7 protein-coding genes and 1 pseudogene are annotated in these 10,750 nt (G+C 66.3%); 6 read left to right on the top strand and 2 right to left on the bottom strand.

The features are described from left to right. Positions 1–108 precede the first annotated feature (108 nt). The 4 genes and pseudogenes from ACI2L1_RS44495 (at position 109) to ACI2L1_RS44480 (ending at position 4,015) form a co-directional block, all read left to right on the top strand. Positions 109–1,281 (top strand): radical SAM protein, encoded by a 1,173-nt coding sequence (locus ACI2L1_RS44495; RefSeq protein ID WP_404745194.1) that lies wholly within the window; start codon positions 109–111, stop codon positions 1,279–1,281. Next, entirely contained in the window at positions 1,199–1,564 is a 366-nt protein-coding gene (locus ACI2L1_RS44490; RefSeq protein ID WP_404745193.1) for an SPASM domain-containing protein, read from the top strand. Before ACI2L1_RS44495 ends, ACI2L1_RS44490 begins: the two co-directional genes overlap by 83 nt. Positions 1,565–1,940: 376 nt before the next feature. Further along, positions 1,941–2,691, top strand: a pseudogene (locus ACI2L1_RS44485) (transposase family protein). A gap of 178 nt (positions 2,692–2,869) precedes the next feature. Beyond that, positions 2,870–4,015 (top strand): tyrosine-type recombinase/integrase, encoded by a 1,146-nt coding sequence (locus ACI2L1_RS44480; RefSeq protein WP_404745192.1) that lies wholly within the window; start codon positions 2,870–2,872, stop codon positions 4,013–4,015. 208 nt (positions 4,016–4,223) lie between these two features. Here the strand turns inward: ACI2L1_RS44480 and ACI2L1_RS44475 are convergent, their stop codons facing one another. Continuing rightward, complete coding sequence (locus ACI2L1_RS44475) at positions 4,224–4,451, bottom strand: hypothetical protein (RefSeq protein ID WP_404745191.1); 228 nt, start codon at positions 4,449–4,451, stop codon at positions 4,224–4,226. A 222-nt stretch (positions 4,452–4,673) separates the two neighbouring features. Here ACI2L1_RS44475 and ACI2L1_RS44470 point away from each other — a divergent pair, with 222 nt between their 5' ends. Continuing rightward, the gene (locus tag ACI2L1_RS44470; RefSeq protein WP_404745190.1) at positions 4,674–6,506 is read left to right on the top strand and encodes a tyrosine-type recombinase/integrase; all 1,833 of its coding nucleotides are present in this window, start codon (positions 4,674–4,676) and stop codon (positions 6,504–6,506) included. Continuing rightward, complete coding sequence (locus tag ACI2L1_RS44465) at positions 6,503–7,063, top strand: hypothetical protein (RefSeq protein WP_404745189.1); 561 nt, start codon at positions 6,503–6,505, stop codon at positions 7,061–7,063. The genes ACI2L1_RS44470 and ACI2L1_RS44465 overlap by 4 nt, the downstream gene beginning before the upstream one ends. Positions 7,064–7,095: 32 nt before the next feature. Here the strand turns inward: ACI2L1_RS44465 and ACI2L1_RS44460 are convergent, their stop codons facing one another. Continuing rightward, entirely contained in the window at positions 7,096–9,627 is a 2,532-nt protein-coding gene (locus ACI2L1_RS44460; protein ID WP_404745188.1) for a Helicase associated domain protein, read from the bottom strand. Between the last annotated feature and the right edge of the window lie 1,123 nt (positions 9,628–10,750).

The raw sequence follows: 10,750 nt of genomic DNA, 5'->3' as shown, positions 1-10,750 counted from the left end.
CAGCAGCCTCGGCTACCGCAGCCCTGCCGACTATGAGACCGCCCTCGCGGCCTGACCACCACACTGAGGGTGTCCGTCAAAACGGATCAAGCTCAACGAGGACTCGCGGTGACCGCCCCCACAGTCAACGACGCGGCCTTCCTGGTTGCTAGCGACGCCCTGGAGATTCACCGCACTGCTGGCGGTGGCTATCTCATGGTTTACAAAGACGATGCGAACTCAGTCAGCAAGCGCGGGTTTGAGCAACAATTTGAGACTGAGAAGTACTTTCTCCGCTTCCTGGAGCTCGCCGACGGGACGCGCACCTACAGGCAGATCATCGATCAATTCACGATGGATTTTGGTGACCTGTTCGGCCCCGCGCTCGCTACCCAGGCGGCAGCGGCCGCGCTGGAGGTGGGACTGTGCGAGGTACGCGACCAGTCGGGGAAAGAAGTTGCTGGCGTACATCGGATCACGGGTTCCAGTGAGAGCTACCAGCCGATTCACGCAACATTCGAGATCATCGAGACCTGCAATTTCACCTGCACCCACTGCTACTACTCTTCATCTCCTTCCAAACGAGGCCGGATCAGCCTAGACGAAGCGATCGAGGTTATCGATCTTCTCGCCGAGCGGGGAGTCCGAGTGCTCGAATTGACGGGCGGCGAATGTACTATCCACCCCGATTTTCGAGAGATCCTCGCGCATGTCGCTAAGAGGTTCGTACTCGTTGCCGTCATCACGAATGGCTACCTCTTAGGTACGAGGCCCGACTTGCTCGAATACGTCGCCTCATGCCGCAACGTTGTCGTGCAAGTAAGCATCGATGGTCTCGAGGAACACCACGATCGGTGGCGTCGACATCGCGGCTCCTTCCGCGCTGCCTGTGCGGCCCTGTCTCGCCTTGTGGAGCGAGGGACGCCGGCGCGGATGGCAAGCTCCATTTCAGAGTCGAACCTCCACGAGGTCGTCCCTCTCTTCCAGCTTGCCAAGGAGATGTACGTCGCCGCAGTGGCGTTCTCACCGATCGCTGCTTTGGGGCGAGGTTGCAACGTAACGGACCCCGGTCTTGGGGCAGAGCACGTGGTCAGGAGCATCAACGACCAGCTCAAAACCATTCCTGAACGACCCGCTCCTACGTCGACCCGGAACCCCTCCGTCAATCGGGCATGGAATGGCGCCGAAAAACTGTGGGGCGGGCTCACGCACGTACGCGGTGGACTACAACGGAGAAGTGCGAGCATGCAACTTCTCGCGAGACTCAAAGAAGTTCGGAAACCTGCTCGAAGACCAGTATGACGCTATCTTCGGCCAGAAGGCTAACTTTCAATTCCGGAACGCACCTTCGCCTGGCGGAGCAGAATGTGAAGGATGTAGCTACTACTTCTACTGCAGCGGGTGTTTCGTCAAGGCTTTCATGGTCTCTGAGAGCGAATACCCCGCCTGCCCTTGGCGCAAGAAGTGGTTCGAGGGGATGTCTTTGAGTCGTGATGCTAGCCCCGAGCTTCCTGGACGTAAGCTCCTCCCGCTCCTCATCCAGCCCACACCGCCAACTCCCGGGCACTGCGGCTGCAGCGGTTGAGCAGTCGGGCTCGACTGTCGACGTCCTCCACGGTGCATGGCGGGCGCGGGGCGTTGTCGCCCGGTCGTCGGATCCGGGGCAGGACTTTGTCCGGATGTGCGGCGTGCGCGTATTTAACGGCAATGTTTGGGTTGATACCGGAGAGGTGCACGGGGTCGGCGGTCTCCTGTGCCTCGTACAGGACGCGGTCGGCCCACACCTGCCAGGGCATCAGCCCGACCTGGCCGAAGGCGCCCTGCAGGGCACAGTGAGCGTTTTCAGTGTGGCCACCGATCGGGTGACGGGGGCGGTGTGAGGTCGGGGTGCGCAACGGACAGGGCTCCCGTGCCGTTGAGGGAGGTGTTCGACGTCTCAACTCAGCAGCACAGGAGCCCTGTTGGTTCCGTATCCTGCCGCACTCGACCTGCCCCATGCCCTGGTCGAGTGGGTCACGATGCTCATCGTCACCCGTGAGGGTGACCGGCGGTGCAAACTCCCGCCGCACCGCCGTGCGCTGGTCGCACTCGTGTACCTGCGCCGCCATGACACCCTCGCCCGTATCGCCAGAGCCTTCGGGATATCCGTCGGCACCGCCCACGCCTATGTCACCGCGGTCACCGGTCTGCTCGCCGAGCAGGCGCCCGGCCTGCTGAAGACGCTGCGCGTGCACGACCCGGACTTCGTCCTCCTGGACGGCACGCTCGCCGAGTGCGACCGCGTCGGCGACGGCAGGGACGACTACTCCTCGAAACACAAGCGGCACGGGGTGAACGTGCAGGTCGTCACGGACCCGGCCGGTGAGATTCTGTGGCTGTCGCCGGCACTGCCGGGCCGAACCCCACGATCTGACGGCCGCCCGCACCCACAAGATCCTCCGGATCTGCGCGCGCCAGGGCGTCCCGATCCTCGCCGACATGGCCTACATCGGTGCGGGCGACTGGGTCACCACCGCCCAGCGCCGCCCGCCCAACGGCGAACTCACCCTCACCGAGCGGACCGAGAACCGGGCCCTGTCCGCGGCCCGGGCACCTGTCGAACGAGGCATGGCACGGCTGAAGTCCTGGCAGATCTTCCGCAGATCACGCATCAGCCCCAACCGCATGAGCGTCATCACCAAGGCCGTCCTCACCCTGGAGAAGCAACGCTGAAAACGCTCAGTAATCGCTGCGATTGCCGAATGGACAGAGGGTGCGAATTTTTATCCATAGGTGGGGTGGTTGGTGAGGTGTGTTTGGCGAGACCCTCACCTGGTCGTGTGGCAGCTGTCGGGAACGGGCTCCGGCCCTCGGCAGGGTTTGGTCTGTTTGGTGGGTGGAGCAGAGCTATGTGGCTGAGCGTTCGATCTCGCCGGTGACTGGTGTGGGGCGGTGGGTGGTGGCCGACGCGCGCACCTACGACTTGCATGCCGAGGCGTGTGCGTTTTTGGCCGGGTTGCGTAGTAAGGGCCGCTCGCCGAACACGGAACGGGTCTACGCAGGCCGTCTCGCCCTCTATCTGAACTACTGCACAGAGCGCCGTATCGAGTGGTGGCGTCCGAGTTTCATGGCGCTGTCCGGGCTGCAGCAGTGGCTGGTCACCACGCCGCTGCCGGCCCGCAGCCGCCGTTCCCCGACCACGGCTGCGCCCCGTTACCGTTCGCAGGGCACGGCGAACGCGGTGATGACGGCGGTCACGGACTTCCTGCGCTTCGGCGCACTGCACGGATGGGTCCCTGCCCAGACGGCCGGCCTGTTGTCGGAGCCGAAGTTCCTGCGGTACCTCCCGGCCGGGTACGACGCCGGCGAGAGCGGCCAGTGGCGCCAGGTCCAGATATCGGCTTTTCGCTTCCAGGTCAGCGAACCCGGCTACGAGGACCTGACCCCGGAGCAGATCCGCCGCATGATCGCGGATACGCCCCGAGCGCGGGACCGTTTCCTCATCGCGCTGCTCGCCGCGACCGGCCTGCGGATCGGGGAGGCCCTGGGCCTGCGCCATGAAGATCTGCATTTCCTGGCCTCGTCACGCTCCCTGGGATGCCCCGTGCAGGGCCCGCACCTTCATGCGCGTCGCCGCACCGACAACCCGAACCGGGCCCTGGCCAAGTCCAGACACCCGCGCTGCCTCCCCGTCACCCCCGACATCGTCTCCCTCTACACCGACTACCAGTACGAACGGACCCCGGTGGCCGCCGCGGCCGAGACAGGCATGGTGTTCGTGAACCTCTTCCGACCGCCACTGGGGCGGGCCATGACCTACCCGAACGCCAAGAACGTCTTCGACCGTCTGGCCCGCCGCGCCGGGCATCCGGCGCGGCCGCACATGCTGCGCCACTCAGCTGCCACCCACTGGCTGCGCGAGGGAGTAGACCGGGACGTGGTGCAAAAGCTGCTGGGTCACGCCTCGCCGCTGTCCATGGACCGCTACCGCCACGTCGATGAGTCCGAGACCCGGGCGGCTGTCGACCGGGCCCAGTCATGGCGGGAGAACCAGTGAGCACCGCTACCGCGCCCGTGACCGCACTGGAGGCGCCGACGAGGGCCACGAAGAAGTCGTGGGAGAGGTGGCTGCGTGCCCACATCGATCCCGCGTGGCGGCCGGGGGAGTGGGACAGCGTCAGATGGCTGTTCACCGGAGATCTCGACAACCCGCGTACCTCGTCCTCCCGGTGCCGCACCCGCCGCTGCGACGTGATCGTGCGCGCTCAGGAGACGTTCTGCACGTACTGCTCGGACCAGCGCAGAAAGAGCGGCCTGCCGCGGGAAGAGTTCGCCGCCACCTTCACCCCCGCCCGTTCCAAATCCATGCCGTTGACGGTCGTCGGGCCGTGCACGCTCACCCGGGACGGCGCGCGGTGCGTACGGCCCCAGGTGTCGGGAGGCCTGTGCGCTGCCCACAACAACTCCCGCAAGTACCACAAGGCAAGAGGCATGTTCGAACGCTGGCTCCGTGAGCGCGCTATGCCCTTCACCGACGTGCCCGTCTGCATGGTCGTCGACTGTGCCGGCGCATCCATGAATTCCCGGGGGCTGTGCAACTATCACTGGCGTGCCTGGAGGGCAGACTGCCGCTCCAGCACCGCCCCCGTCCCAGCTGCGCAGTGGGCGACGGGCAGCCGCTGTATCTGCTGGCGCACCAGTTCCATCTCGCCCCGTTGCCCGAGCTGCTGCGCTGGGAAGTGCTGTACGCCGTGCAGCAGATGGACCAGTGGGTACGTGCCCTGGAACCTCACTGGATCCGCGGCGTGATCAGCCACCTCACCACGGCCGACACCCTTTTGGACGCCACCAACGCGGCCCGGCTCACCAAGCCGCACCAGTCTGCCGTCCGCACATTGGAGAACCTGCAGTCCGCCGGCCGCGCGGGATACAGCGAGTTCTCCGGGATCACCCTCATCGACCAGGACGTGATCGATCTGCGCGTCCTCGGATTGCGCCATAGCGCCTCCGGCAAGCGCCGGCATCTGCCCGGCCGCGTGGATCTCCGCACAGTCCGCCAGCCCTGGCTGCGCCAGGCGCTGCGTCATTGGGGGAGCACCGCCCGCCCCACCACGGAAGACTTCAAGCGAACTTTTCAGGCGACGTGCATCGCCTCCACGGCTCTCGCCCAGCGCACCGACGTCGGCGACGATCCCACCGTTCTGACTTTCGCCGATGCCACCTTGGCCGTCGACGCTTTCCGAGCTGCACGCAAACGAGACGGTACCCCCTACTCCTCCTCCTTCCGACGCAGCCTGCTGGGGATGTTCTTCCAGCTCATCGCCTACGGCCGTCGCTGTGGCACCCTCGATGACCTGGCCGGAACCTTCACCCGCGTGCCCGTCGAGCACGTCATCTCCGTGGAAGAACCCAATGAGGACTTCATCGGCAAGGCCATCCCCGAGTCCGTCATCCGGCAATTGGACGCCCACCTCGACACCCTGGGCACCGGAAACACCTACGGCTGCCGCGACATCGCCCCAGACGCCCGGCACCTGCTGTACCGCACGATGTACATCGTCCTGCGCGACACCGGGCGCCGCCCGCTCGAGATCGTCTCCCTGTCCCGTGACTGCCTGGAAACCCGCAACGGCCAACCCACCTTGATCTGGGACAACCACAAGAGGAAACGCCACCGCCGACGTCTGCCGATCACAACCTCCACCGCCGACGCCATCCGAACCTGGCAGGACTGCCGCGACCAGCTGCACCTCCCCGCCAAAGGCGACCGATACCTCTTTCCCTCCCTCACCCCCCTGAGCGACGCCCCCTACATCTCCAGCGCCTACCTCAGCGACGCCCTCAGGCTCTGGGCAGACGCCCTGCCCCAGCTCCACGCCGAAGGCACCGACTCCAAAGGACAACGCCTGCTCTTCGACCGGTCCCTGATCTACCCCTACGCCTTCCGCCACTCCTACGCCCAGCGCCACGCAGACGCCGGCACTCCCGTCGACGTGCTGCGTGAACTGATGGACCACAAATCCATCGCCATGACGCAGCGCTACTACACCGTCTCCCTCAAACGGAAAAGCGAAGCCGTGGCCAAACTCAGCGCACATGTCCTCGACCAACATGGCCACCCCAGCCCCAGCTCGAGCACGGCCTACGAGATGCGCTCCGTCGCCGTCCCCTACGGCGGCTGCACCGAGCCGTCGAACGTCAAAGCCGGAGGCCAGGCGTGCCCCATCCGCTTCCAGTGCGCCGGCTGCGGCTTCTACCGCCCCGACCCCTCCTACCTGCCCGCCATCGAACAGCACATCAACGAACTACGAGCAGACCGCGAAACCGCACTCGCCATGGGCGCAGCCGAGTTCGTCACCACCGCCCTCACCGCACAGATCACCGCCTACCAGCGAGTCATCGACCGCATGCACAAACACCTGGGCTCCCTCCCCGCTCCCGAACGCGCACAGATCGAAGAAGCCAGCACTGTGCTGCGAAAAGCACGAGCAGGCGACAACCACACACTCCTGCCCCTCACCACCGTCCGGCCGAAAGACCCTCAATGAACCCCCGCGGTAACCCCGCCTCCCTCGCCGAAGCCAGACGCCGTCACAGCCTCGACAAACGAGCCCGCGTCCTCACCGCCCTCGCCACACTCGAGAAACAGGGAAAGCCGCTCACCTTCGCCGCAGTCGCCCGCGCCGCCCGCGTCTCCACCTGGCTCACCTATGCCCCCGGCGTACGCGAGCACATCGAGGCAGCCCAACTACGCCAAGCCCACAGCGCCCCACCATCTGCCACGGCAACCCCGCCCTCCCCGCTAAGCCTGCGCACCGAACTCGAAACCGCCCGGCAAGAAATCAAAGAACTCCGCAGCGAACGCGACCGGCTCCAGACAGCCCTGCGTCACCAACTCGGCCAGCACCTCGATGCCATCCACGCCCCGGACTTAGCGACCAGAGCAGACGAACTGACCGCCCTGAATCACGACCTCACCCGCCAGCTACAGGAGGCCTCCGCAGAGAACGCCACATCCCGCGCCCGCATCAACACCCTCGAAGAAGACCTGACCGCAGCCCGCACCAGCCTCCGCAGGATGATCCGTGACGAAAACCTTCGGTGAGCGATCACAACATCGCTGGCACAGGAACAGAATCATGTCCAGCGCATGCCGATCGCGGAGAGCTGCTCCATCCGCTCCGGCGTCAGCGTCGCGGCCCTGCTCCGCTGATTCCCGACCCATGCCCCGAGGCGGAGCTCCCGTTCCTCCTGGTCCTCGCCGCTGTCACCGTCGCCGCCGATGACGATCCGTTCGACGTGCTGCCTCGGGACTCGAAGGTGCCCCTCGCGTTCGTAGAATTGCTTGGCGGCCGCGTAGTTCATCGCCCACTTGTCGGCCTGTGTACGGCGCGGGCGTGGCTTCTCCTCCTCGGCCGCGGGTTGGATTCCGAGGATGTGTTCGCACATCCATTGCTGGACGGTGGTGAGCTTGTCCCAGCCGAAGCGCACCGCCTTGACCCACCGCCCCAGATCCTCGCCCTGGCGTACGACGCCACCCGGCTCGGTCGGCAGCGCGCCGCCCTGCTCCAGGTGTTGCCGGGTGAGGTGGAAGGCTCTCTGCCATTCCACGGGCCAGGTGGGGCACCAGGCGGGGTCAATGTCCTCGAGCTGCTCGCGCCGGTCCTGCGACAGGGCGCCGGCCGACGATCCGACCGGGAGCCCCTGGGTACGCCGTTGCTCGATCTCGGCAGCCTTCCGCGCGGCGGCCCTGGCGTTCTTCAGGAAGATCCCCACCTTCGCCCCCTGGTACGTGGCGTCCAGCGGCGCCAGGAGGTGGCCCGCCTCGGCCGCCCACCCGCGCGCGGCGGCGAGTCCTTCCTCCCACGCGACGTCGAAGTGCGACCAGACCATGCCCAGCTTCTCCAGCTGCTTGATGCGGTCTTCGTCCATGTCGCCGCGGGTGTAGAAGCGTCGGGCGTCGGCGATCCATTGCCCAAGTGGGAAGGCGGCGAGGGAGGCCGGCCACCCTTCGGCTCTAGCCTCCTCGCTCCCGCTGCCGGGGACGCGGAAGGTGAACGGCACCTTCAGGTCCCCGTGGAGTCGGTGATAGATGGTGGCGGCTTCGATGCCGCGTCGCCAGTGTTGGTGTTCGGGGTTGAGGACGCGCAGGCTGATGAACGCTGCCAGCTGGGCGGGGTCGCGCGGCGTGCTGAACTTCAGCAACTGCCGGGCTGGCACCGACAGCCAGTCGCTTCGGTCGCTCTCGGCTCCCTCGTCTTCCTCTCCGCTGCGGCTTTGAACGCCTCGGACGCGGCTTGGTGCTTGTTGCTCGACGAGCTGCTCCACGACCCGTGTGTCGTGCGCTCTGAGCGCTTCAAGCAGCTTCGCGAGGCCGCCGTACGCCCGGCTGGTGAGCATGTTGTCGGCCGTCTCGCCGGGCCCGAGCAGCACCGGCACGACCAGCGACGCCGTTTTGCCCTCGCCCGGCTGCATCCGCAGCGCCCGGCCAACGGCTTGGACGAGGTCGGGCATGGAGCCGCGTACGTCCGCGAAGTACACGGAGTCACAGTGGGATGTATCGATGCCTTCGCCGAGCACGCGAACGGACCCGAGGAACGTCTTCTCCACGATCGTGCCGTCAGCAGCGATTCCCCTGGAGAACTTGTCCAAGACGCGGCGCCGGTGGAGCGGCTTGTGCTCGCCGCACAGCCAGTTGGCCCAGACCGTCTTCGGGTACAGCTCCGGGTCCGCGTCGTACAGCTGCGCGGCGACGTCGGGAAGGCCGGCCGCGAACGCTTCCGCCTCCTTCACCATGTGGTGGAAGACGAGCGTGCGCCGGAAGCCTTCCTCGGCTGACGTCTTCACCAAGGCGGTCTGCAGGGCGGCGAGCCGCGCCCCGCGTACCTGCTCGGAGCGCGCATCCTCGCCTAGAAGCTGTGCGGCCTGGAGCTGGGTGTCGGTGATGTCCAGGCACACCACCTGGTAGGGGGCACAGATTCCCCTGTCGATGGCCTCCGAGAGCGTCAAAGTGAACGCCCTGCTGCCGAACGGCCCGTCCGGATCGTCCTCCATCGAGGCCACCAGTTTACCCGGCGCGCCCTGCGCGGAGTCCTCGTCCAGCTGCCACAGCCGCGGCGTGGCGGTCATGTACAGCCGGCGCAGGGCGGGGATGCGGGTGTTGTCGTGGACGACCGCCCACGGCCTGCCGATCCTGCCCGAAACCCTGTGTGCCTCGTCCACGACGATCAAGCTCCACCCCGGAAGGCCCCCCTGATGCGCCCGCTCCAGCGTGCCCAGACCGAGGCTGGCGTACGTGGCGAACACGGTGACCTTGTCCAGGTGATGGGTCCACTCCACGAGCTCGTCCACGTCCGTGGTGTTCGGGAAGCCCGCATCCTCCCCTCGCAGGGACGACACCCCGATCATCGGGCCGCTACGACCGCCTGCGCGCCACGCGGTCTCGGTCTGGGCGAGCAGGTCCAGCGAGGGCACGAGCACGAGCACACGGCCCGCGCGGAGCTCCTCCGCGCTCCGGGTGGCCACGAGGGTCTTCCCGGTTCCGGTCGCCATGATCACCTGAGCACGAAGTCCGCGCTCGGGCACAGTCGATCTTGCAGGACATTCGAGCGCACGGAGTACTGCGTCCACGGCTTCTCGCTGGTGGGGACGGAGCTCCTTCGCTGCCATTCTGATCTGCCTTCTCCTAGGGCCGGGCAAGACTTCTTTACGAGGCAGGGAACAAAAAAAATCCCAAGCGATACACCGGGGTCCGCCCCGGTGAGGCCATCCGCAACCGGGGTGACGCATTCGATCAGAGCCAGCGTAAGAAACGTGATCCGAACTGGTCCTGATGCCTCACCACGGCCACTGTCTCAGTCCAGAGTCTATCCCAGACCTATTTTGAAGCACGCCACTCGTCGATATGCCCGGCCAGTTTTAGGGCACCCGGTTCAGACGATCGGAAACCCGGCATCCCCCATAGAGAAGGGCACATCGATGGAACACCAGCAGTCTGAGCGCAGCGACCGGAGCGAGGGAATGTGCAAGGCGTGCGGGAGCAGGCCGGCCGTCCCGGCCGAAGGCGGGACGATGCTGTGCGAGCACTGCGCCACCGTGCTTGAACTGCCGGACCCCTCAGGGCTGGTCGAGGATGAGGGCGCTGCGGTCCGGCGCACTTTCGAAAACCGTGACGCGCACTGCGAACACCGACCGGGCACTGCGGGATGACGATGCTTCCTTGCAGCGGGTAGGCGGTAGACGTGGACGGCAAACAAGCCCAACAATAAGAGCCCAGTGAGGCCCGTGCCGGAAGGGCCATGAGGACCTGGCGGTGGGTCAGATGGCTGGCCTTGTTCCTCACCATCAGCTGGGTGAGGGCACTCGTCAAGGGTGAGCAGGGGTGGGATCTGTGGTGGCCCCTGGTGAGCACTGCTATCTGGGCAGCGGTGACCGTGCGGGGCTTTATGACCTACCACCAGATCAGGGCCACACCCTGCCGACCGCCACCCGCCGCTCCTAGCCAGCCCGGCCCGCGGTAGCGGGCCGAAGGGACTGCAGGCGCAGCCGGAAGGACCGTCAGGCGGGGGAGCGCAGCGGACCCGCCGTACCGGGATCGGAGCGAAGCGGAGGCCCCGGCAGGGGGACGAAGTCCCCCGCTCCGGGAGCGCAGCGGACGGAGCATCAACCCGATTGCGCAGCAATCAGGTTGAGCGGGACGCGGAGCGTCCCGCCAGCGCTTCCGCGGAGCGGAAGCGCAACACCCGCGCGCAGCGCGGGTGTTCGCTTGCACATCGCGTAGCGATGTGGTACC

Origin of the sequence: Streptomyces sp. NPDC019531, assembly GCF_044903305.1 — a bacterium.
GTDB lineage: Bacteria > Actinomycetota > Actinomycetes > Streptomycetales > Streptomycetaceae > Streptomyces.
This window is presented reverse-complemented; position numbering and strand designations above follow the sequence as displayed.